22 protein-coding genes are annotated in these 22,876 nt (G+C 36.1%); 4 read left to right on the top strand and 18 right to left on the bottom strand.

Annotated elements, in window-relative coordinates; all coding sequences use genetic code 11:
* Window positions 1-121 precede the first annotated feature (121 nt).
* The gene (gene lexA, locus HCJ45_RS00810) at window positions 122-736 is read left to right on the top strand and encodes a transcriptional repressor LexA (RefSeq protein ID WP_185348537.1); all 615 of its coding nucleotides are present in this window, start codon (window positions 122-124) and stop codon (window positions 734-736) included.
* Between the two features lie 31 nt (window positions 737-767).
* Window positions 768-1,289 carry a GNAT family N-acetyltransferase gene (locus HCJ45_RS00805; RefSeq protein WP_187123736.1) on the top strand — a complete coding sequence of 174 codons (522 nt, stop codon included), beginning with the start codon at window positions 768-770 and terminating at the stop codon, window positions 1,287-1,289.
* 88 nt (window positions 1,290-1,377) lie between these two features.
* On the opposite strand, the gene glnA is transcribed toward HCJ45_RS00805, so the two are convergent.
* The 8 genes from glnA to HCJ45_RS00765 form a co-directional block, all read right to left on the bottom strand.
* A complete protein-coding gene (gene glnA, locus HCJ45_RS00800; protein ID WP_185348539.1) occupies window positions 1,378-2,712 on the bottom strand; it encodes a type I glutamate--ammonia ligase in 1,335 nt (444 codons plus the stop codon).
* 70 nt (window positions 2,713-2,782) lie between these two features.
* Entirely contained in the window at window positions 2,783-3,151 is a 369-nt protein-coding gene (locus tag HCJ45_RS00795) for a MerR family transcriptional regulator (protein ID WP_185348541.1), read from the bottom strand.
* Window positions 3,152-3,318: 167 nt separating this feature from the next.
* On the bottom strand, window positions 3,319-4,578 hold the full coding sequence (locus tag HCJ45_RS00790; protein ID WP_187123735.1) for a methionine gamma-lyase family protein: 1,260 nt from the start codon (window positions 4,576-4,578) through the stop codon (window positions 3,319-3,321).
* Window positions 4,571-5,794 (bottom strand): GTPase HflX, encoded by a 1,224-nt coding sequence (gene hflX / locus HCJ45_RS00785; protein WP_187123734.1) that lies wholly within the window; start codon window positions 5,792-5,794, stop codon window positions 4,571-4,573. Before hflX ends, HCJ45_RS00790 begins: the two co-directional genes overlap by 8 nt.
* Before the next feature lie 106 nt (window positions 5,795-5,900).
* On the bottom strand, window positions 5,901-6,134 hold the full coding sequence (gene hfq, locus HCJ45_RS00780; protein ID WP_003719566.1) for an RNA chaperone Hfq: 234 nt from the start codon (window positions 6,132-6,134) through the stop codon (window positions 5,901-5,903).
* Between the two features lie 112 nt (window positions 6,135-6,246).
* Window positions 6,247-7,164 (bottom strand): tRNA (adenosine(37)-N6)-dimethylallyltransferase MiaA, encoded by a 918-nt coding sequence (gene miaA, locus HCJ45_RS00775; RefSeq protein WP_187123733.1) that lies wholly within the window; start codon window positions 7,162-7,164, stop codon window positions 6,247-6,249.
* A 128-nt stretch (window positions 7,165-7,292) separates the two neighbouring features.
* Complete coding sequence (locus HCJ45_RS00770; protein ID WP_187123732.1) at window positions 7,293-8,969, bottom strand: glycerol-3-phosphate dehydrogenase/oxidase; 1,677 nt, start codon at window positions 8,967-8,969, stop codon at window positions 7,293-7,295.
* Between the two features lie 226 nt (window positions 8,970-9,195).
* On the bottom strand, window positions 9,196-9,903 hold the full coding sequence (locus tag HCJ45_RS00765) for a glycerophosphodiester phosphodiesterase family protein (protein ID WP_187123731.1): 708 nt from the start codon (window positions 9,901-9,903) through the stop codon (window positions 9,196-9,198).
* Window positions 9,904-10,110: 207 nt separating this feature from the next.
* Here HCJ45_RS00765 and HCJ45_RS00760 point away from each other — a divergent pair, with 207 nt between their 5' ends.
* A complete protein-coding gene (locus HCJ45_RS00760; RefSeq protein WP_187123730.1) occupies window positions 10,111-11,970 on the top strand; it encodes an acyltransferase family protein in 1,860 nt (619 codons plus the stop codon).
* 40 nt (window positions 11,971-12,010) lie between these two features.
* On the opposite strand, the gene HCJ45_RS00755 is transcribed toward HCJ45_RS00760, so the two are convergent.
* From HCJ45_RS00755 to HCJ45_RS00740, 4 genes are all read right to left on the bottom strand, one after another.
* Window positions 12,011-12,478, bottom strand: a complete 468-nt coding sequence (locus HCJ45_RS00755; protein WP_187123729.1) for an S-ribosylhomocysteine lyase — start codon at window positions 12,476-12,478, stop codon at window positions 12,011-12,013.
* A gap of 79 nt (window positions 12,479-12,557) precedes the next feature.
* Complete coding sequence (parC, locus tag HCJ45_RS00750) at window positions 12,558-15,017, bottom strand: DNA topoisomerase IV subunit A (protein WP_187123728.1); 2,460 nt, start codon at window positions 15,015-15,017, stop codon at window positions 12,558-12,560.
* The gene (gene parE, locus HCJ45_RS00745) at window positions 15,014-16,981 is read right to left on the bottom strand and encodes a DNA topoisomerase IV subunit B (protein ID WP_185348558.1); all 1,968 of its coding nucleotides are present in this window, start codon (window positions 16,979-16,981) and stop codon (window positions 15,014-15,016) included. Before parE ends, parC begins: the two co-directional genes overlap by 4 nt.
* A 190-nt stretch (window positions 16,982-17,171) precedes the next feature.
* Window positions 17,172-17,579, bottom strand: a complete 408-nt coding sequence (locus tag HCJ45_RS00740; protein WP_187123727.1) for a CoA-binding protein — start codon at window positions 17,577-17,579, stop codon at window positions 17,172-17,174.
* 158 nt (window positions 17,580-17,737) lie between these two features.
* Here HCJ45_RS00740 and plsY point away from each other — a divergent pair, with 158 nt between their 5' ends.
* Window positions 17,738-18,334: a glycerol-3-phosphate 1-O-acyltransferase PlsY gene (gene plsY / locus HCJ45_RS00735; protein WP_185348562.1), complete on the top strand. Its 597-nt coding sequence runs from the start codon at window positions 17,738-17,740 to the stop codon at window positions 18,332-18,334.
* Between the two features lie 41 nt (window positions 18,335-18,375).
* Here the strand turns inward: plsY and HCJ45_RS00730 are convergent, their stop codons facing one another.
* From HCJ45_RS00730 to hslV, 6 genes are all read right to left on the bottom strand, one after another.
* Window positions 18,376-19,248, bottom strand: coding sequence for an aldose 1-epimerase family protein (locus HCJ45_RS00730; protein WP_187123726.1), 873 nt, complete (start codon window positions 19,246-19,248; stop codon window positions 18,376-18,378).
* Complete coding sequence (locus HCJ45_RS00725) at window positions 19,241-19,561, bottom strand: hypothetical protein (RefSeq protein ID WP_185348566.1); 321 nt, start codon at window positions 19,559-19,561, stop codon at window positions 19,241-19,243. The genes HCJ45_RS00730 and HCJ45_RS00725 overlap by 8 nt, the downstream gene beginning before the upstream one ends.
* A 21-nt stretch (window positions 19,562-19,582) precedes the next feature.
* Entirely contained in the window at window positions 19,583-20,002 is a 420-nt protein-coding gene (locus HCJ45_RS00720) for an acyl-CoA thioesterase (RefSeq protein ID WP_187123725.1), read from the bottom strand.
* 100 nt (window positions 20,003-20,102) lie between these two features.
* Window positions 20,103-20,882: a GTP-sensing pleiotropic transcriptional regulator CodY gene (gene codY / locus HCJ45_RS00715; RefSeq protein WP_003747412.1), complete on the bottom strand. Its 780-nt coding sequence runs from the start codon at window positions 20,880-20,882 to the stop codon at window positions 20,103-20,105.
* A 20-nt stretch (window positions 20,883-20,902) separates the two neighbouring features.
* Window positions 20,903-22,312 (bottom strand): ATP-dependent protease ATPase subunit HslU, encoded by a 1,410-nt coding sequence (gene hslU / locus HCJ45_RS00710; protein WP_185348570.1) that lies wholly within the window; start codon window positions 22,310-22,312, stop codon window positions 20,903-20,905.
* Window positions 22,313-22,325: 13 nt separating this feature from the next.
* A complete protein-coding gene (gene hslV / locus HCJ45_RS00705; protein WP_014092680.1) occupies window positions 22,326-22,865 on the bottom strand; it encodes an ATP-dependent protease subunit HslV in 540 nt (179 codons plus the stop codon).
* Window positions 22,866-22,876 lie beyond the last annotated feature (11 nt).

Here is a 22,876-nt window from a genome sequence, read left to right as displayed (position 1 = left end):
CTATATTATAGAACAGTCGTTCGCATATGTCAATAAAAAAAACGAACCTTTGTTTGCATATTGGATTTTCTTTTGCTATACTTGAATTATAAAATAACCATTAAATCAATGAGGTGAAACCATGAAAATATCTAAACGTCAACAAGATATATATGAATTTATAAAGTCCGAAGTAAAAGAAAAAGGCTATCCACCTTCCGTACGTGAAATTGGTGAAGCTGTTGGACTTGCATCTAGCTCAACTGTCCATGGCCATCTTGCTCGTCTTGAAGGCAAAGGATTAATTAGACGTGATCCAACTAAACCTCGTGCAATAGAAATATTGTCCTTAGAAGACGAGGCCGAAACGCCAAATGTGGTTAATATTCCCATTATCGGAAAAGTAACAGCTGGTATGCCTATTACAGCAATCGAAAATATTGATGAGTATTTTCCACTTCCTGAATATATGGCTGCTGGTGAGACAAATGTCTTCATGTTAGAAATTGACGGAGAAAGCATGATTAATGCTGGAATTCTAGACGGAGATAAAGTTATTGTTCGCCAACAAAATTCTGCTATAAATGGAGAAATCGTTGTAGCAATGACAGATGAAAATGAAGCAACCTGCAAACGTTTCTATAAAGAATCTAATCATTTTAGATTGCAACCAGAAAATGATGCATTGGAACCAATCATCCTTAATAATGTAACTATTCTTGGTAAAGTGATTGGTCTATATCGCGATATTCGCTAACAAGTCTTATTTTTGACAGGTGGTGTCTAGGTTGATCTATTTTGAAACGGAACGACTACTTGCAAGAGATTATTTACCAAGCGATTATGCCCCATTTAGTGTGATGAATGCGGATAAAGACGTTATGAAATACTTTCCTTCTATTTTAACGAAAGAAGAAAGTAACGCCTTAATAGCTAGAAATCAAGCAGAGTTAACTTCTTTTGGCTATGGACTATTTGCTATAGAAGAAAAATCTAGCGGTGAATTTATTGGTTTTATTGGTTTTCATAAAACTACTTTCGAAGCCGACTTTACTCCCTGTATTGAAATAGGTTGGCGCTTAAGAAAAAGCTCCTGGAATCAGGGATATGCCACTGAAGGCGCCTTAAGAGCTCTGACATTCGCAAAAGAAGAAACATCCATAGCTGAAATATATAGTTTTACAGCTGCTTTAAATAAGCCTTCCGAACAAGTAATGAAAAAAATCAATTTAACAAAAATAGCTACTTTTGAACATCCAGCGTTAATCGATGGAGATCCGTTAAAGCCACATGTTCTTTATAAAGCATAAGTAAACACCCTGCATATTTTTGTGCAGAGTGTTTTTTCATCCTAAATAAAAATCTCGCCTCCTAAATTAGGAAGCGAGATTTTTAGTATTAATAGATTTCCAGATACTGATCGCGTTCCCACGGATGAACTGCTGTACGGAACATATCGCACTCAATTGTTTTCGCTTCAATAAAGTGTTCGAAAATATGTTCACCTAAACCAGCTCTAATTGTTTCATCTTTTTCAAGTTCAATTAAAGCATGGCCCAAGCTTTCCGGAAGATCATAAATCCCAGTTGCTTCACGTTCTTCTTCATTCATTCCATAAATATTACGATCAACTGGAGCTGGAGGAGTTAGTTCATCTTTAATTCCAGATAAACCAGCTTTTAATAGTACTGCCATCGCTAAATACGGATTAGCGGACGGGTCAACACTACGTAATTCTAAACGGGTACTTAAACCACGAGAACTTGGTACACGTACAAGCGGGCTACGATTTTTACCTGACCAAGCGATATAACATGGTGCTTCGTAACCTGGAACTAAACGTTTAAACGAGTTAATGGTTGGATTAGTAACAGCTGTAAACCCACGAGCATGTTTTAACATACCACCTAAGAAATGATAAGCTGTTTGACTTAATTCAAGTTCGCCGTCTTTATCGAAAAATGCATTGCCTTCTTCGGTAAATAATGACATATTGAAGTGCATTCCTGAACCATTCACGCCAAATAATGGTTTTGGCATAAATGTAGCATGCAAGCCATGTTTACGAGCAATTGTTTTAACAACTAGTTTAAATGTTTGAATACTATCGCAAGCCGTAATAGCATCTTCGTATTTAAAGTCAATTTCATGCTGACCTGGAGCTACTTCATGGTGAGAAGCTTCAATTTCAAAGCCCATTTCTTCTAATTCAAGTACAATATCACGACGACAATTTTCACCTAAATCAGTAGGTGCTAAATCGAAGTAACCACCACTATCATTTAGCTCAAGTGTCGGACGACGATCTTCATCTAATTTGAATAGGAAAAATTCTGGTTCTGGTCCTAAGTTAAATTCAGTAAAACCAAGCTCTTCCATTTCTTTAAGTACACGTTTTAAGTTAGCACGCGGATCTCCTGCAAATGGTGTCATGTCAGGATTATAAATATCACAAATCATTCTTGCAACTTTCCCTTTTTCAGCAGTCCAAGGGAATACAACCCAAGTGTCTAGGTCTGGGAATAAGTACATATCAGACTCTTCAATTCGTACAAAACCTTCTATGGAGGAACCATCAAACATGATTTTATTGTCTAGTGCTTTCTTTAGTTGGCTAACAGGAATTTCCACATTCTTTATAATCCCGAGTATATCCGTGAACTGTAAGCGAATAAATTTTACGTTTTGTTCATCTGCGAAGCGGAAAATGTCTTCTTTTGTATATTTTGCCATAATCTAAATTCCTCCTAAATAGTCTAATTATATTAACTTCTAAATAAAGTAAATACCTCTTTTTATCTTTTTAAAACCTTGGTAATTGTTGTTTGCCTGTTGAATCTTGCTTAACAAAACGGCCAGCTTGTTGCATTTCTTTTCTAAGTATTTTTCGAACATCTTCATCTGTTAAAGGTTCTTTGGATTCTCTTTGCTGCATTTGATACATTTTCTTAATTCCCGCAATATTCAGACCGTCATTCAAATAATCTTTAATCTCCAGTAAAACATCAATGTCTTGAAGTGAATACAAACGGTGATTTCCTTGATTGCGAGCTGGGTGGATTAATTCTTGGTCTTCGTAATAGCGAATTTGTCTAGCGGTGAGATCGGTTAGCTTCATCACAGGTCCAATTGGAAAAAGCGGCATAGATCTGCGTATTTCCTTTTCACTCACGACAATTCCTCCTCAAAACATAATTATTTTTTGATGATAGTAGCATTATAATGTACGTCAGATGTTTTGTCAAATTTATGTAAGATAATCTAACATATACCAAAACCTTTATATACCAGTCTTTTACGCACCAAAAAACCGCGAACTTTAAATTCGCGGTAAAATTTTTAAAACTTTTTTGAAATATCAATGTTACTTTTTAAAAGTGTATTTTCAATAGCTCGTGTGACGGCAATTTTAACATGTTCGTAGGTTAAACCGCCTTGCACGTATAATTGGAATGGTTCTCTAATTGGTCCATCTGCGGTTAATTCTAGACTCGCTCCTTGTATAAATGTACCTGCTGCCATTATCACGTCATCTTCATAACCTGGCATATATGCACCAATTGGTAAGACATGTGCATTCACAGGAGATGCTGCTTGGATTGCTTGTGCAAAGGCAACCATTTTATCTTTATTATGAAAGGAGACACTTTGAATTAAATCTGTTCTTGGCGCATCCCAAACCGGATCTGCTTCTACGTCAAATTCCGCAAGCATAGCAGCTGTGAATCTAGCTCCTTTGACAGCTTGAGCCGTAACATGTGGAGCTAAAAAGAAACCTTGATACATTTCTAATAAACTATATAAAGAGGCTCCTGCTTCTCTACCAATTCCTGGGGTAGTTAATCGATAGCCGCATAATTCGACCAATTTTTCTGTCCCGGCTATATATCCACCTGTTTTTGCGAGTCCACCACCCGGGTTTTTAATTAAAGATCCTGCTATAATGTCAGCGCCAACTTCTGTCGGTTCTAATTTTTCTACAAACTCTCCATAACAATTATCAACAAAAACAATGATTTCCGGATTAATTTTTTTCACAAATGTAATCATCTTAGCAATTTTGGCAATGGTAAAAGAAGGTCGATTAGCATAACCTTTGGAGCGTTGAATCCCTATCATTTTTGTTCTGCTTGTTATTTTTTTAGCTACTTCTATAAAATCTACTTCGCCACTTTTAGTGAGAGGAACGGCATCGTATCCAATATTGAAATCTCGTAATGAGCCTTGTTTTTTATCACGAATTCCAACGATTTCTTCTAATGTATCGTATGGGCTGCCAGTGATATAAAGCAAATCATCATTAGGACGAAGAATGCCAAAAAGTACTGTTGAAATCGCATGTGTGCCCGAAATGATTTGTGGTCGAACTATAGCAGCTTCTGTACGAAAAACTGTGGCATAGACTCGTTCTAAAGTGTCTCTTCCTTCATCATCATAACCATATCCAGTGGATGGATGGAAATGAAAATCACTTACTTTATTTTCTTGAAATGCATGTAGTACTTTTGCTTGATTGAATTCTGCTATTTGATCGGTTTCGTTTTGTAAAAAAGTAATTTGTTGTTCTACTTTTGCCCTAATTTTTTGAATCTCAGTCATTAGTAGGCTCCTTCCTAGGCTGATAACCCTCGACTAAATAAGCTTTGTTATCTTCTAAATATTCTAGTTTAGTAATCCAAGCTCGTTGTTTTATTTGTGCTAATTCTTTTCCCTGCTCTTCTGAAATCTCTTTTGAAAAATAGTGCCAATTCTTTTCAATTAATTCAATCATTCGTTGTTTCAAGCTAGTAGGTGCGGTTGTAGCTAGAGCGGAAATTAGGAGATGTTCTGGTCTATCCGGAATAAAACCTTGTGTGATTTGATCTATTTTATTATAGACAGTTAATATTGGAATATGGTTCATTTCTAATTCAGTTAATAGTGCTAGTACAGTCGTTTCATGCTGCAAATAATCCGAATCGGATGCATCTACAACATGAATTAAGACATCTACATTAGCCGTTTCCTCTAGTGTTGAACGAAATGCTGCAATTAATGTGGTTGGTAAATCTTGAATAAAACCTACCGTATCTGTTAAAAGCGCTTGAAATCCTCCAGCAAATCGAATTTTTCTAGTTGTTGGATCAAGTGTGGCAAATAATTTATCCTCTTCTATCGTTGTTTCATGTGTAAGTCGATTAAATATAGTGGATTTACCAGCATTTGTATAACCTATCAAGCCAAAACGAAAAATCGCTTGCTCATTACGCCGATTAATAATACGTTTTCGATGTTTTTCTACATGAGTTAATTGCGCTCGAATATCATCCATTTTTTCACGAATATGTCGTTTGTCCATTTCTAATTTTGATTCACCAGGACCTCTTGAACCAATGCCGCCCCCTAGTTTAGATAGGGAAGCTCCTTGCCCACTTAACCGTGGAAGTAAATATTTATATTGCGCGTATGCTACTTGTAACTTACCTTCCCTTGACTTAGCTCTCATCGCAAAAATATCTAAAATTAATTGCGTTCGGTCGATAACACGAGCGGCAACAACTTTAGAGATATTTCGCACTTGGGTAGCACTTAGTTCACTATTAAAAATAACTACATCCGCTTCATGCATTTCCACTAATTCAGCTAATTCTAACAACTTTCCTGAACCGATAAAAGAAGCTTGATTCACTCGTTCTAATTTTTGAATCAGCTCATCTACAATTTCTCCATTAGCAGTACTAGTGAGGCTACGAAGCTCTCTGATGGAATTCCAAAAAGCTTCTTCTGTTCTATTTGGCAAAAAAACTCCAACGAGGATTATTTTCTCCTGTTCCATAACCACTTCTCCCTTTTCAGACAAAACTAATCGTAGCATATTTTCTGCATAAAAAAAAGACATGAAACATCGCAAACACGAGTTTCCTGCCTTTTAAATGAATTACTTATTCCGCATCAGGATTTAAAGCTACATTCTTTTGCGGGGAGAAAGTTGAAATTGCATGTTTAAACACAAGTTGTTGTTTTCCTTCTACATCAAGTAATACCGTAAAATTGTCAAAACTTACAACGCGTCCTCTTAATTGAAAACCATTTGTTAAAAATACCGTTGCAAGAATTTTTTCCTTACGTAATTGATTTAAGTAATAGTCCTGTAAGCCTTGTCCACCTTGTTTCATAATTTCCCTCTCCAATCTCTATATCTTCTACAAATTTTTCCCAAAAACCCAACTTTTGTTTTGGTTGGCTAATTTCAAATACCCTTTATTTCTTATTACCAAACAGAAAAGCTTATTTCGCTTCCAAAAATTCATTTACTTGTTTTATTGCTTCGGTAAATGTTGTCTTTGTATTTGCTTCAATCCAATTAACATCCATACGATTTCTAAACCAGGTTAATTGTCGTTTGGCAAAATGACGCGAATTTTTCTGAATTAACGACTTTGCTTCTTCTAAAGATATATTACCTTCAAAATACGCAAATAATTCTTTGTAACCAATGCCTTTAATGGCTGGAACATCCACTAGCTTTTGCATATATAAAGCTCTTGCTTCTGCTTCTAACCCTTGCTTAAACATCTCATCTACACGGTCATTGATTCGTTGATAAAGTATTTCTCTTGTTAAATCTAATCCTAAAAAAAGAGGCTTATATAATTTATTTTGTTCGTGATGGATTTGATACTCTGAAAATGGTTTTCCAGTTGAATGCATCACCTCTAGCGCTCTAATGACACGCCGTTTATTATTTGCATGAATTAGTGTAGCACTTTTCGGATCAAGCTGATTTAACTTTTGCCATAAAGCATCATTGTCTAAAAGTTCTAATTCCAACCGATAAACTTTGTCTCCACTGGAATTACCAAAATCATAGTCATAAAAAACGGATTGTATATAAAGACCCGTTCCACCGACAATAATTGGCGTTTTTCCTCGTTTATGTATCAACTCTATAAGGCGTCTTGTTTCTAATTGGAATTTCGCAGCAGTAAATGGTTCTGCCGGTTCCGTCACATCTATTAAGTGGTGTTTAATCCCTTCCATTTCTTCTGATGTGATTTTCGCCGTACCAATGTTCAGGCCACGATAAACCTGCATAGAATCCCCACTAATAATCTCCCCATTAAATTTTTTTGCTAGTTCGATACTCAGACTTGTTTTTCCGACAGCGGTTGGACCAACAATGACGATGACAGGAATACTACCCAAAAAAAAACCTCCTTTTTCGTCTGTAATCAATGTACCATGAAAAAGTTATCTTGAGAATAGCGAAAATGTATTTTCATAAAAAAAAACGCATATCTGGATAGAAATGCGTTTTTCTTATTTATGTTTATTTATCTATCATGCCAATCTGCTGGTTCTCTAGCATCTTTTATTTGTTGATTTAATTCTTCCGTATAAGTTTGTTTTATTTCTTCGTTCCAGTGAAACTGTTTGGCCATTTCATCCACAACTGCCTCTTTCCACTCAAGTAAATATGGCATATCGAAAAGTAAGTAACCAGTCCGTCTTAACAGAAAGTCTACAGGTGTCGTTACTGCTTCATGTTGAATAGAATAACGTAATTCGGCGTATAAACTATTTGGTAGAGTAGTTTCATTTGTGTCTTTATGTTCTTGTGCATAGGTAAATAATTGATCGATATTGCTACCGAAACGTTTCGCAATTTCTCGTCCTTCTTCAAGTGTCCAACCAAAACGATTATTTCCTTCTTTTGCTTTTTTAGCAAGGAATTCCTCTAAATGTTCTGAACCACCGATATTTCCACCTGAAATTGGTAAATGTTTTGTTTGTACTGATTTATATTTTTTTCCAGTTTCTTTCGCTAAGGTTTTAGAGACATCATCTAGTAATTTTTCAGCCATTTTGCGGTAACCAGTTAATTTCCCACCAGCCATCGTAATTAAGCCGCTTTCAGAAAACCATACTTCATCTTTACGAGAAATTTCAGATGGATCCTTGCCTTCTTCATAAATTAATGGTCGAACGCCTGCCCAGCTTGATTCAATATCTTTTTCCGTAATATGCACTTCTGGGAACATGTAATTAATTGCTTTAATCACATAATTATGATCTGACTCTAATGCTTTTGGATTAATAACTGCTTCATCATAAACCGTATCTGTCGTTCCTACATACACCTTCTTATCACGTGGGATTGCAAACACCATTCGACCGTCTGGCGTATCAAAATAAACAGCTTGTTCCATTGGGAATTTTTGTTTATCAATGACTAAGTGAATCCCTTTGGTTAAACGTAGATGTTTATTGTTAGTGGCGTAATCTAATTTTCGTACTTTATCCACCCATGGGCCTGCCGCGTTTATCACTCGACATCCTTTTATATCATATGCTTTTCCTGTTAATCGATCTGTGACAGTTATACCAACCACTTGTTTTTTTTCATCATATAAAAAGTTCTCCGCTTTTGTATAGTTAATTGCATTAGCTCCTAATTCAACGGCTTTTTTCATGACTTCAATAGTTAGACGTGCATCATCCGTACGGTATTCAACATAATAACCTGATCCTTTTAAGCCATCTTTTTTTACAAATGGATTTTTCGCTAATGTTTCTTTTGCACTTAATATTTTACGACGTTCATTTTTCTTTACACCCGCTAAGTAGTCATATAAACGAATACCAAATGATGCGGTTGTTTTCCCCATATTTCCACCCTTATGGAACGGTAGCATCATCCACTCAGGAGTTGTCACATGTGGCCCATTTTCATAGACAATTGCTCGTTCTTTCCCTAAATCGGCCACTTCTTTTACTTCAAATTGTTGTAAGTAACGTAAACCACCATGGACTAATTTGGTAGAACGGCTGGATGTTCCGCTAGCAAAGTCCCCCATTTCAACAAGTGCTACACTCATACCTCTAGCGGTTGCGTCTAACGCGATACCCGCACCAGTAATTCCTCCACCAACAATCACTAAATCAAATTTTTCCTCTTGCAGATTTCGTTCTATCGTTTCTCTATCAAATGCTGAAAATAATTGTACCATTATGAATTGCCCCCTTCAAATTGTTTATTATCTGCATTACGGCGTTCTCTTCACTTTTCCACTTTTCAAAGTAACTGAAACTTGATTAAGCTGAAAAAACAAAAAAAGAGACTGCAAACAAAGACGATTGCGCTCGTCTTTTGCAGTCTCTCCATATCTCAGACAATAATATTTATTAACTTGCTATTATTATAGCTTTTAATAGTTTAGAATGAAAGCGTTTTGCTCATTGTATATGTTCCTTTTTTCTTATTGATACGGCTACTTCTGGGAAATCTGTCATCATTCCTTTAGCATGAATAGCATAGAAATAAGCTATATCTTCCTCTTTATTCACTGTCCAGTATCGTGCAGGTATTTCTTTTAAAACGGGATTATCTTTCGCTTTGATTGGTGGGTGTACGGCATCTAGTTGAATTTTTTTATGTAAATCTAGCACAGCATCCAAATTTTCATGTGTAATAAGTGCTAATCGAGATGTACTATCGATTTTTCTCAAACGGACTAATGTAGCTGGGTTAAAAGAAGAGTACATGACATTGATGTGAGGATATTTATTAGCTAAATCAATCACTTTTTGTTCTATTCCTGCATATTCAAAGACATCCGTTTTTAGCTCAATATTCAAAATTATCTCCGCGTCTCCGATTAATTTAAAAACTTCTTCTAAGGTTGGTACACGAATTTTACGAAAGAACCGGTTGCCAATTTCCAATTTTTTTAGTTTTGCAAGTGTAAAATCCTTTAGATAACCAGAACCATTGGTCGTCCGATCTACTTTTTCGTCATGCATAACAATTAATTCTCCTGTTTTAATTAAATGGATGTCTAATTCTATGCCATCTGCTTTTGAATTTATGGCTGCTTTTATTGCTGGTAAAGAATTTTCTGGATGAGTTCCACTACTACCACGATGGGCAAAAATCTCCGTCACTATACTCCCTCCAAACTATTTACTTATTTTTACTATAACAAAAATAAGCCAATATACTCAAATTATTAAAATCAATCTATAAAACCGTCTTTTTAACTTACTTCTTGATTTATCTGTGTTATTATAGTATGGAGCTAAAAACAGAAAGCTTTTTTCTCTGTCTTAAGTCGCATAAACATTCACTTATCACATTTAGGAGATGTTATTTTGAAAAGAACTACTCGCTACAGTAGAAAATATGTTCCGAGTATTGACGGACTTCGAGCACTCGCTGTACTTGCTGTTATAGCCTATCACTTGAATTTTAGCTGGGCAAAAGGCGGATTTATTGGAGTTGACATATTTTTTGTATTATCTGGTTATTTAATTACCAATATTTTATTAACACAATGGGAAAAAACACAAACCCTTCAATTAAAAACCTTTTGGCTTAGACGTTTTAGACGACTTATTCCAGCAGTATATATAATGATTGTCGTTGTTGTTATTTATTCCGTTTTATTTCATCCTGAAATTTTAAAAAATCTGCGTGGGGATGCCTTTGCTTCTTTCTTTTATGTAAGTAATTGGTGGTTTATCTTCCACGATGTTTCCTATTTTGATTCTTTTGGGCTTCCTTCGCCTCTAAAAAACTTATGGTCACTTGCGATAGAAGAACAATTTTATCTCGTTTGGCCGGTATTTTTACTTGGATTTTTGCGCTGGGTTAAAAATCCAAAATTACTTTTAAAAATCGTTATTGGGCTTGCATTACTTTCTGCTATTTGGATGACTGTTCTCTATGACCCAGGAACCGACCCTAGTCGTGTTTATTACGGTACAGATACACGGGCATTCGATTTACTTGCAGGTTGCGCCCTTGCCTTCGTTTGGCCTTTTAATCGACTAAGTCCAGTTGTTCCAAAAAGAAGTAAGGCTGCTTTAAATATAGCTGGAACCCTTAGTATTATACTCTTCTTTGCATTTACAGCTTTAGTTAGTGAGTACCAGCCATTTTTATATCGTGGTGGTTTGTTATTTGTAGCAATCATCGGTGTGACAATGATTGCAACCATCTCTCATCCGGCATCTTATTTAAGTAGAATTTTTAGTTTTAAACCACTTAGATGGATTGGAACGCGTTCTTATGGTATTTATTTATGGCACTACCCGATTATCACATTAACCACACCAGTTTTCGAGGTTGGCCAAGCTAACATTTGGCGAGCAATTTTACAAGTTGCAGCTACTTTTATTATTGCTGAGTTATCTTTCCGATTTATTGAAACACCCATTCGTAAAAACGGTTTTATTAACTATTTCAAAAGTTTCAAAAGCAAAAACTATTTTGTTTGGAAAAATAAACCTGTTGGGAAATGGCTAGGTATCGCTGGGCTAGTGACCGTTTTAACACTATTTTCTCTTGGAATGACCAATGTTCTACCTGTTAGTACAAATGCAGAAAAACAAGCTACATCGACAGAAACAGCATCACCAAAAAAAGAAAAAACACCAGCTAACAAAGCTACTGCCGATAAAGAACAAGCTGATAACAAAGACAAATCATCCAATCCACCAAAAGTGAATAAGTCAGATAAAAAAAGTAAAACTTCTTCTGGAACGATTACTTATACACAAACATTAGCTATTGGCGATTCTCTAATGCTAGATATTGAGCCTTATTTAAAAGATGCAGTTCCTAATATTACAATTAATGGGCTTATCGGGCGGCAATTGCGAGATGCTATAACTACCGCAACTGGCTATAAAAAATATAATAGTGCTGGTAGTGCAGTTATTCTGGAACTTGGAACAAATGGACCTTTTACAGAATCTCAATTAAACACTTTATTAGATCAATTTAAAAATGCTTCCATTTATCTGGTCAATACAAAAGTACCACGTGGATGGGAATCCGAAGTAAATAACAGTATCGCTAATGCAGCTGAACTTTCTAATGTAACTGTAGTTGATTGGTATTCATTAGCTGTTGATAACCCACAGTATTTTGCTTCTGATGGTGTTCATCTTACTGAATCTGGTGCTAAAGCATATGTTAACTTGCTTACTAATGCGATGAAAAAATAACGATCTGCCCAATGAACGGGCGGATCGTTATTTAAATTAATTATTCACCAAACACATTTTTCCATTCATTTCTTTTGGCTAAAAAGTCTTTTGCTAAAGCTTGAGCGCCTTCTAAACTATGGCTTGCTGCCCAACCGCATTGTACTTCATTACATGCTGGCACTTCCGTTGCAATTAGTACATCCTCTAAAGTAGTAGCTAAGATTTCTAGCGCATCATCATAATCAGTATGGTTAATGAAAGATACGTAAAAACCAGTTTGGCATCCCATTGGGCTAATATCTACTAATTTATCAGTATGATTTCTAGCAAGTTCTGCCATTAAATGTTCAAGCGAATGAAGTGCTGGCATCTCCATATGTTCTTTATTGGGCTGTTTAAAACGCACATCATATTTATAAATTTCATCACCACGCTCGCCTACTTTTGTTCCGGCCAACCTAACAAAAGGTGCTTTAACTTTCGTATGATCTAAATTAAAACTTTCTACATTCATTTTTTCCGCCACTTATGTACCCTCCTTTTATTTCCTGCAATTATATCAAAAAAAAGAATCTTTGCCTATTTTCTAAGCAAAGATTCTTTTTTTACTCATCTTTAGAATCTGTCGTATCTTTTATTTCAGGTATTTCTAACCAAATTGCTGTTGGCTCGCCTTCCATGGTTTCATCTAATACAAAGGAACCATTAGAATAACGATCTGTTACACGAAGATTAGCAACATCAATTTCAACTATTTGGTCGGTATTGGTTTCTATAAACAAATGATCTTTATTGTCAGCAAGTGTGATACCAATAAAGCGGTGTGGATTATTTTTTAATTCTCTTAACATTAGTAAGCCACGTTTCGCTCTAGATATAGGTTCAAATTCACTAGCTTTCATTTGTTTTAAAGAACCTCTTTGTGTCGCAAGTAAGATATGTTTATCATTATTTTGCGCGAGAACAACACCATCAACCACACTGTCTTCTTGTTTTAAGTTAATTGCTTTAACTCCAGCTGTCCTAGCACCTGACTCCGGTATTTCCACAATAGGATAACGAAGACCATAACCACATTTAGTAGCAAGAAAAACATCTTCTGTTCCATCTATTAAATGTACACTCAAAAGTTCATCGTTATCTTTCAATTTAATTGCCATCATTGATTTTGAATAACGTTGCGGTTTATAGTTGGTTATTAAGGATTGTTTGGTCATTCCATTTTTTGTAATAAATAAAAGGCGTTTTTCTTCTGTAAACGTTTGGATGTCAATAACGGAGCGAATTTCTTCTCCCGCAGATAAGTCACTTGCAAGATGACTAACATGATCCCCCAAGTTTTTCCAGCGAATATCTGGTAATTCATGTACTGGTCGATAAATGAAGTTCCCTTTGCTAGTAAATAAAAGGAGTGTGTCCAGTGAATTCATTTTCTTAATAAATATGGCATGATCCGCTTCTTTCATCGCTAGCTCTGCACCATTAGATGCCGCATAGGAACGCTGACTTGTACGTTTAACGTAACCTTCTTTTGTTACAGATACTATCACATCTTCATTAGCGACAAGTACTTCTGTATCAATTTTAATTTCGGTGATTTCTGCTTGGACTTCTGTACGTCGAGGTGTTTTATATTTTTTCTTAATGTCTGCTAGTTCTGATTTTAAAACAGCAACTAGCTCCGATTCATCACCTAAGATTTTTTCCAGAACGCTAATTTGTTCTGCCAATTCTTTTGCTTCACTTTGAAGTTCATGAATATCTGTATTTGTTAAACGATAAAGTTGCAAAGATACAATCGCTTCAGCTTGTTTTTCACTAAAATCATACGTTGTTTGCAAGTTTAGTTTTGCATCGCGCTTGTCTTTAGATCCACGAATTAACTTAATCACTTCATCTAAAATAGATAAAGCTTTAATTAACCCTTCTAAAATATGTTGACGGGCACGTGCTTTTCTAATGTCATATTCTGAACGTTTCGTAATAATTTCTTTTTGGTGCTCAATATAAGCATCAAGCATTGGGATTATCCCCATTAGCTCTGGACGTTTATGATTAATTGCTACCATGTTGAAATTATAACTTACTTGTAAATCTGTATTTTTAAATAAGTAATTAAGTACACCTTCCGCGTTTGCATCTTTCTTTAATTCTACAGCAATGCGGAGTCCAGTACGATCTGTTTCATCACGAACTTCTGAAATCCCTTCAATTTTCTTTTCTATACGAAGTTCGTCCATTCGTTTGACTAAATTAGCTTTATTAACTTCATAGGGAATTTCATGGATGGTAATTTGTTTTCTGCCACCACGAATTTCTTCAATTTCGGTTTTAGAACGAACAACTACACGGCCTTTTCCTGTTTCATAAGCTTTACGAATTCCATCAATACCTTGGATAATTCCACCAGTTGGAAAATCAGGACCTTTGACAATTTTCATAATATCTTCTGTTGTTGAAAGGGGCTTATCCAGGCGTTTAATAACTGCTTCAATAATTTCGATTAAATTGTGCGGCGGAATATCAGTTGCATATCCGGCCGAGATACCAGTAGATCCATTCACCAAAAGATTCGGAAAACGTGCTGGTAAAACAGTTGGCTCACTAGAAGTATCATCAAAATTGGGAATGAAATCGACAGTTTCTTTTTCAATATCACGCAATAATTCTGCGGATATTGGCGAAAGACGTGCTTCGGTATAACGCATTGCTGCAGGTGAATCACCATCAACACTACCGTTATTTCCGTGCATTTCAATTAGCATGTTTCGAACTTTCCAGTCTTGGCTCATCCGTACCATTGCTTCATAAACAGAAGAATCACCATGCGGATGGTAATTACCAATAACATTTCCGACTGTTTTAGCTGATTTACGGAAACCTTTCTCCGCTGTATTTCCTTCCACATTCATTGCAAATAAAATCCGACGTTGTACCGGCTTTAGCCCATCACGCACGTCTGGAAGAGCACGTTCTTGAATAATATATTTACTATATCTACCAAAACGGTCGCCCATTACTTCTTCAAGTGCTAAGTCTTGGATATGTTGTTCTGGATTACTCAAATGTCTTTCGCCTCCTCAACCATCATGTTCTCATTTTCTAAAATATTTTGGTTATCTTCCATAGAAAACTCAACATGCTTTTCAATCCACTGACGTCTAGGTTCTACCTTGTCTCCCATCAATGTTGCAACGCGTCGTTCTGCACGTGCAGAATCATCCACGCGGACTCGAATTAAAGTACGCGTATCTGGATTCATTGTTGTTTCCCAAAGTTGGTCTGCATTCATTTCACCAAGACCTTTATAACGTTGAATCATATAACCTTTACCAATTTTTTGAATTGCCGCATCTAACTCCTCATCTGTCCAAGCATATTCAATTACTTCTTTTTTCCCTGAGCCGCGACTTACTTTATAAAGTGGTGGTAACGCAATAAATACTTTACCAGCTTCAACAAGTGGTCTCATATAACGATAAAAGAAAGTTAATAATAGTACTTGAATATGAGCACCATCTGTGTCGGCATCGGTCATAATTACTATTTTGTCGTAATTACAATCTTCTACATCAAACTCTGTACCCACACCTGCACCAACCGTATGGATAATCGTACTAATTTCTTCATTTTTTAAAATATCTTGTAGTTTTGCTTTTTCTGTATTGATTACTTTTCCTCGAAGTGGCAAAATCGCTTGAAAACGACGGTCACGACCTTGCTTGGCAGAACCTCCCGCCGAGTCTCCTTCGACAAGATAAAGCTCATTCTTATTTGGGTTTCGCGATTGAGCAGGAGTTAATTTTCCGGAAAGAAGTGTTTCTGAGCGTTTCTTCTTTTTCCCATTTCGAGTTTCTTCGCGGGCTTTTCTGGCAGCTTCTCTTGCTTCACGAGCTTTTACTGCCTTTTTAACAAGAAGAGAGCTTGTCTCAGGGTTTTCTGCAAGGAAGTAAGCTAAATGTTCCGCTACTACAGCATCCACTGCCTGACGAGCTTCCTGCGTCCCTAGTTTTTCTTTTGTTTGGCCTTCAAATTGAAGAATTTTTTCCGGCACGCGAATAGAAAGTACAGCTGATAAACCTTCGCGAATATCGCTACCTTCTAAATTTTTATCCTTTTCTTTAAGTAAATTAACACGGCGAGCATAGTCATTAAAAATACGCGTCATAGCAGCTTTCATACCTGATTCATGAGAACCTGCTCCACGAGTTCGTACATTATTTACGAAACTTAATATATTTTCTGAGTAGCCGTCATTAAATTGGAACGCCATTTCAACTTCGATAGTCGCGTTTTCCCCTTCAAAACTTGCTACTGGATGAAGTACATCTTTGCCTTCATTAATATATTCTACAAAGTTTTTCACACCTTCTTCAAAATGGAAAGACTCTGCCATGCCAACACGTTCATCAATTAATTGAATGAGCATGCCTTTTAGAAGAAATGCAGACTCTCTTAATCGTTCGGAAAGTGTTTCATAATTAAAAGAAGTTGTTGGGAAAATTGCTGGATCCGGTTTAAAGCGAATGGTTGTCCCTGTTGCTTTAGATTTACCGATTTTTTTAAGCTTTCCGTCAGGTTTCCCACCATCTTTAAATCTTTGTTCGTACGTTGCTCCTTCTCGATTAATTGTTACAACTAACCATTCAGAAAGCGCATTTACAACGGAGGAACCAACACCATGGAGACCACCACTAGTCTTATAACCGCCTTCTTGCCCAAATTTACCACCTGCATGAAGTACAGTTAATATAACTTCTACAGTAGATTTACCAGTTTTGTGCATCCCAACCGGCATTCCACGACCTTCATCACTCACACTGACACTATTATCATCATGTAGTGTGACAACTATTTTCTTACCAAAACCTGCAAGAGCCTCATCGACCGAATTATCCACAATCTCATATACTAAATGGTGCAACCCGCGTACATCTGTTGAACCAATATACATCGCTGGGCGTTTTCGAACAGCGTCTAGCCCTTCAAGCACCTGAATAGAATCATCATTATACTCATTCCGATTCATATTTCAAAACTCCCTTCATTCCATCAATCTCTAGCGTTTGTTGTTCATTTGTTGTTATCTTCTGAAAACCACTTTATCAGAATAGCATTAACCAGCTAATTAATAAAGTGATAGTTTAGTGACAATTTCTTTTTCATAAAAAAACAGGCTCTGCTATAAGAACCTGCTCTGTCCTAAAATGGTCTTTCATTTAATCCATTTCTTGATAAGCAACCTTAATGCAATAATCCATGACAGTAGGATATCCTTTTTCTGTCAAAAAATCAAATGCTTCTTGATTAAAAATGCCAAGTTGTGCCCAAAACACATCTGCGTCTATCTTATCAAACGCTTTAGCAATTTCAGGTAAAAACTCTGAACGGCGAAATACATTAACAATATCAACATGTTCTTCAATATCGCTCAATTGTTTTACAGCTTTCTCGCCAAGTATCTCTTCTGCATTAGGGTTTACTGGTATGATTTTGTAGCCCGCACGCTGCATTAATTGCGTTACTTGATAACTTGTACGTTCTGGCTTATCACTCAGGCCAACGACTGCGATTACTTTTGCTTGCTTTAAAATCTGATTGATTTCTTCTTTTGTTGGATTTTGCATTAGTCTAATCGCCCCCTCACTATTCTTTTTAATCATAAGCTATTTTTAGGTTTTTTTCAACTTTTCCTTGTGATTTCTACATACAATTTAGCCAAATATCTCTTTTTTATGCTATAATTCTTTATGGAAAACATCATTTCTACTTGAGGGGTTTAAATATGACTATTAACTTGATTTTGCTTTCATTATTAGCCTATGTTATCGGATCGATACCATCTGGTTTATGGATTGGAAAAATATTTTACAAAAAAGATATTCGAGATTTTGGTAGTGGTAACTTAGGGGCTACAAATGCATTTCGTGTTTTAGGCATGAAAGCTGGTAGTATTGTCACTTTAATGGATATTTTAAAAGGAACTGTCGCTACTTTGCTTCCTTTCTTCTTCCAATTAAATGTAGATCACCATTTCTGGTTACTCACTGGCGCGTTTGCCATCATTGGTCACAGCTTTCCACTTTTTGCTGGATTTCGAGGAGGAAAAGCAGTTGCTACATCGGCAGGAGTTATTCTCGCTTATGCCCCATTATTATTTGTAGCTGCATTAGCTGTCTTCTTGATTACATTAAAATTAAGCAAGTATGTATCACTTAGCTCAATGATAGGCGCACTTGCAGCTCTAATTATTTCTTTATTCTTAGGAGATTGGATTTTAATTATCCTTGTTGCTTGTATTGCAAGCTTTGTTATTTGGCGTCACCGAGCAAATATTCGCCGGATTCGTAGCGGGGAAGAACCGAAAATTAAATGGATGTAGTACAAAACCCAGAAGCATTGTCTAGCTTCTGGGTTTTTCATTTATCCAATCGTTATTTGATATTCAGAAGAAAAAACTGCTTCTGGTTCTAAATGTTCAATTCCAGCTTTATCACGGAGTTCTACTGAATTCCCAACACCATCAGCAATACCAAACCATGGCTCAATACAAAGGAATGGCGTACCTTCTTTGGCAGTCCAAATGCCAACAAAAGGGAATTCCTGAAAAGCAACTTGAACAAAATGAGGTGTTTTATTGGATTTAATGGTAATTTCTTTTTTGTGTAAACCTTCAAATATAAGTGCATCATTTTTAAACAAGTCATAACTTAGTGGCAAAATTTGTGTTGGTTTTCCGGTAATATCTTGAATTTCACCACTACGATAAGGCCCCTCTAAACAAAGGGTTTCTAATTTTTCTTCTGTTCCAAAATCCAAATAATAATCTTCAAATGTTGTTCCTTCAACAAGCGGCAAATTAAAAGCCGGATGCGCGCCGATAGAGAAATAAATCCGCTTAGTATCAGTATTCTCTACTTCATAAAAAACAGAAACTGTACTTTTTTCTATTTTGTAACTAATAGATAATTTGAATTTGTATGGATAAATTTTTAACGAGTCTTTATCTGCGTCTAAATCAAAACGAATCATGTTGTCTGTTTGCTCAACCACTTGAAAATTACGATCACGAGCGAAACCATGTTGACCTAAATGATATGGTTTCCCATCTGCAAAATAAGTATCTTCTATAAGCCTTCCCACTGTTGGAAATAATACAGGCGAATGACGTCCCCAAAATTTACTATCTGCATTCCACAAATACTCTAAACCCGTATCCTTATGGAAAATTCGTGTTAATTCAGCTCCTGCTTCTTTCATTTCTACAATTATGAACTCGTTTTCTAGTTTAATCATTTTCTTTCTCCTCCAAATGAAACCGCTCAATTTGTTCCCATTCATGCTCTCTTTTCAGCACAACTAATTGCATTTCACCAAACAAATCATAATGCGGGATATTTTTTCGACGATTATCAATCCAATCTGGTGCAAGCCCATATTGTTTTCCCCATAGTTGCAATTTTTTCAAATCAGAACAAGCAACTTTTGTTACTGTTTTAGAGTCGGGAAAACGGTCATCTAGCCAATAATGTGTAATAATCGCTATCTCACCACGGCTTGCTTTTTCTTTCCATAATTCCATTTCATCACGCTTTACGCCAAAAGCCATTTTTATCACTACCAGTCTTATTTATTCTAACGCTTTTAGATAGGCTTTATGCCAGTTCGGAAATGTTCTTCTTAAGGAAACAGGGCGAAAATCCTCTTTTGTTACACATACATGCGCTGTTTCTCCTGTAATGGCAATTTCTTTCGTATCTTCATAGCAAATTTCATAGCCATAAGTAACACGAAGTCCATCATACCCTTTTATCCATGTTTTTACAACTGCCTTTTGCCCATAACGTAAAGGTTTTCCGTAATGTAGATGCACGTCTAATACTGGTGATAAATAACCTGCTTCTTCCATATCAAAATAACGGAAACCTAATTGTTCGATTAATCTTGTTCGACCGATTTCCATCCAAACTAGGTAATTATTATGATAAACTACTCCCATTTGGTCTGTTTCGGCATAACGTACTTCAATTGTTGTTTCAGCAATTTCCATTTGTATTTCCTCCCGTCACAACTTTCTCTTCCTTATTTTACCAAAGCCGATAAAAAAAAGCTTCCCCTGAATATTTACAGAGAAAGCATTTTAAAGATTTTTAGTTGTTTTTCAATTTTTCAAGTTCTACGAGGAATTTATCATTTAATACACGGATAAATGTTCCTTTCATTCCTAGAGAGCGAGAATCGATAACACCAGCACTTTCTAATTTACGAAGTGCATTGACGATTACAGAACGGGTGATTCCTACACGATCTGCAATTTTAGAAGCAACTAGAAGGCCTTCTTTGCCATTTAATTCATCAAAAATATGTTCAATCGCTTCTAATTCACTGTAAGAAAGAGAACTAATTGCCATTTGTACAACAGCACGGCTACGAGCTTCTTCTTCAATTTCTTCTGCTTTTTCATGTAAGATTTCCATACCAACAACAGTTCCACCATATTCAGCTAAAAGTAAATCATCATCAGTAAAATTGCTTTCTAAACGGGATAAAATTAATGTTCCAAGACGTTCACCACCACCAACGATAGGTACGATAGTTGTTAGGCCTTTTGTAAACAAATCACTATTTTCGATTGGAAATGCTGTATATTGACTTGAAACTTCTAGATTTGATGAAGTTTCACCAACATTAAAAAGACTTTGCGTATATTCTTCTGGGAATTGGCGTTCTGTAAGCATTTGTTTCATACGGTCATTTTCGATGGGAAGTGCTTCAGAATAGCCTAATAACTTACCTTTACGACTTACAATATAAGTATTTGCTTCAATTACGTCTGTTAGTGTATCTGCCATTTCTTTAAAGTTTACAGTTTTTCCTGCAGCGTTTTGCAGCATTGCATTAATTTTTCTTGTTTTTTCTAATAAAGTCATTATTAGATCCTCCTAGTATTTTATAAAATAAATTGAGTTAAATCTCTGTTTTTCATAATTGGTGCAAGTTTTTCATTTACATAGTTTTCAGTAACTTTTATTGATTCCATATTGATTTCTGGAGCCTCAAAAAGCAAATCTTCTAGTAATTTTTCTAAAATGGTATGAAGTCTTCTTGCGCCAATATTATCCGAATCTTGGTTCACTTGGAAAGCAATTTCTGCAATTCGTTCAACAGCTTCTTTAGTAAAAATCAAATCAATTCCTTCTGTTTTAAGTAAGGCTTTATATTGTTTGATTAGCGCATTATCAGGCTCCGTGAGAATCTTGTAGAAATCTTCTTGTGTTAATTTATCTAGTTCGATTCTAATTGGAAATCTGCCTTGAAGCTCCGGAATGAGATCACTTGGCTTCGACATATGGAAAGCTCCTGCTGCAATGAACAAAATATACTCCGTGTTGACTGTACCATACTTAGTAGAAATTTGCGACCCCTCAACGATAGGCAAAATATCTCTCTGGACACCTTCTCTAGAAACTTGCGCATTTCCGCCACCTTCTTTGCTGGCGATTTTATCAATTTCATCAATAAAAATCATGCCCATTTGTTCTGCGCGATGAATTCCTTCTGCTGCTAATTCTTCAGCATCTATTAATTTCGAGGCTTCATCTTCAAAAAGAATTTTTTTCGCTTCTCGTACAGCTACTTTTCGTTTTTTCTTCTTCGCTGGAAACATTCCTGAAAGCGCATCTTGCATGCCATTCATTTGATCCATTCCAGCCCCACGCATCATATCTAACATTGGATTTTGTTGTTCTTTAACTTCCACTGTTACAATTTCTTCATCAAGTTCGCCATTTTGAAGACGCCACTCGATTTGGCTGCGTTTATTTTTTAGCTCTTGGTCCACTTCTTCTTCTACTGGTTCTTCTGGTTGATTCATGCCACCAAACAATGCTTCTAGTGGGTTTGGTGATGTCGTTTGTTTTTTCTTCTGACTTGGTGCCAATAATTTAATCAGACGTTTTTCAGCATTTTTTTCTGCTTTAACACGAACAAGTTGCATTTTTTCTTCTTTTACTAAACGCACAGAAACTTCTACTAAGTCGCGAACCATTGATTCTACATCGCGACCTACATAGCCTACTTCTGTGAATTTAGTTGCTTCCACTTTTGAAAATGGCGCTCGAACAATTTTGGCAATTCGGCGTGCAATTTCTGTTTTCCCAACCCCTGTTGGTCCAATCATTAAGATGTTTTTCGGAATGATTTCATCACGAATAGCTTCGTCCATAAGTTGTCTACGATACCTATTTCTAAGTGCTACCGCAACTGATTTTTTAGCCCCTGTTTGTCCAATAATATATTGATCCAGTTTTTCAACAATTTGTTTTGGTGTTAACTGGCTCGTTAGCATTTGATTTGTCAAATTAATCACTCCTTCAAAGCTCTTCTACCGTAATATGATCGTTTGTAAAAACACAAATTTCTGAAGCAATCTCTAATGCATGACGCGCAATATCTTTTGCTTCCATTTGACCACCGTTGTGACGTTTTAGCGCTCGACCGGCCGCAAGAGCATAATTTCCGCCAGAACCAATCGCTAAAATTCCATCATCAGGCTCAATAACTTCTCCTGTACCCGAAACAAGTAGTAATGTATCTTTATCCATAACAATTAACATTGCTTCCAATTTGCGTAAAACACTATCACTACGCCATTGTTGCGCAAGTTCTACAGATGCTCTTTCTAAATTACCATTATATTCATTAAGTTTTGCTTCGAATTTTTCAAATAATGTAAAAGCGTCTGCAACAGATCCAGCAAATCCAGCAATTACCTTATCATGAAAAAGACGACGAACTTTTTTTGCGGTGTGCTTCATAACAACAGATTCTCCCAGTGTTACCTGACCGTCTCCTGCCATTGCAGCTTTTCCATCGTGATGAACTGCAAATATCGTTGTAGCATGTAGTTCCATTTCCTTTACCT

The sequence above is a fragment of the Listeria immobilis genome, assembly GCF_014322845.1.
Taxonomy (GTDB): Bacteria; Bacillota; Bacilli; order Lactobacillales; family Listeriaceae; genus Listeria; species Listeria immobilis.
This window is presented reverse-complemented; position numbering and strand designations above follow the sequence as displayed.